1 rRNA gene is annotated in these 1,384 nt (G+C 49.1%); it reads left to right on the forward strand.

Annotated features, from left to right (window positions below):
- A 16S ribosomal RNA gene (locus BT107_RS17330) occupies nt 1-1,332 on the forward strand; the annotation flags it as partial.
- Nucleotides 1,333-1,384: the final 52 nt, after the last annotated feature.

A 1,384-nucleotide genomic window follows, 5' to 3' on the forward strand; every position in this document is an offset into this window, starting at 1 on the left:
ATGGCATCATTTTAATAATAAAGATTACGGTGTAAGATGAGTATGCGTCCCATTAGTTTGTTGGTAAGGTAACGGCTTACCAAGACTACGATGGGTAGGGGCCCTGAGAGGGGGATCCCCCACACTGGTACTGAGACACGGACCAGACTCCTACGGGAGGCAGCAGTGAGGAATATTGGACAATGGGCGAGAGCCTGATCCAGCCATGCCGCGTGCAGGAAGACGGTCCTATGGATTGTAAACTGCTTTTATACAGGAAGAATAAGGACTACGTGTAGTCTGGTGACGGTACTGTAAGAATAAGGACCGGCTAACTCCGTGCCAGCAGCCGCGGTAATACGGAGGGTCCGAGCGTTATCCGGAATTATTGGGTTTAAAGGGTCCGTAGGCGGGCTATTAAGTCAGGGGTGAAAGTTTGCAGCTCAACTGTAGAATTGCCTTTGATACTGATAGTCTTGAATTATTGTGAAGTGGTTAGAATATGTAGTGTAGCGGTGAAATGCATAGATATTACATAGAATACCGATTGCGAAGGCAGATCACTAACAATATATTGACGCTGATGGACGAAAGCGTGGGTAGCGAACAGGATTAGATACCCTGGTAGTCCACGCCGTAAACGATGGATACTAGCTGTTCGGTTTTCGGACTGAGCGGCCAAGCGAAAGTGATAAGTATCCCACCTGGGGAGTACGTTCGCAAGAATGAAACTCAAAGGAATTGACGGGGGCCCGCACAAGCGGTGGAGCATGTGGTTTAATTCGATGATACGCGAGGAACCTTACCAGGGCTTAAATGTAGATTGACAGGTTTAGAGATAGACTTTCCTTCGGGCAATTTACAAGGTGCTGCATGGTTGTCGTCAGCTCGTGCCGTGAGGTGTCAGGTTAAGTCCTATAACGAGCGCAACCCCTGTTGTTAGTTACCAGCACATTATGGTGGGGACTCTAACAAGACTGCCGGTGCAAACCGTGAGGAAGGTGGGGATGACGTCAAATCATCACGGCCCTTACGTCCTGGGCCACACACGTGCTACAATGGTAGGTACAGAGAGCAGCCACTTAGCGATAAGGAGCGAATCTATAAAACCTATCACAGTTCGGATCGGAGTCTGCAACTCGACTCCGTGAAGCTGGAATCGCTAGTAATCGGATATCAGCCATGATCCGGTGAATACGTTCCCGGGCCTTGTACACACCGCCCGTCAAGCCATGGAAGCTGGGGGTACCTGAAGTTCGTCACCGCAAGGAGCGACCTAGGGTAAAACTGGTAACTAGGGCTAAGTCGTAACAAGGTAGCCGTACCGGAAGGTGCGGCTGGAACACCTCCTTTCTAGAGAACGACGACCGTTACATATTATATATGTAGTAAGAATTTAGTTAAT

Source organism: Cellulophaga fucicola, from assembly GCF_900119145.1.
In the GTDB taxonomy this organism is placed as follows: domain Bacteria; phylum Bacteroidota; class Bacteroidia; order Flavobacteriales; family Flavobacteriaceae; genus Cellulophaga; species Cellulophaga fucicola.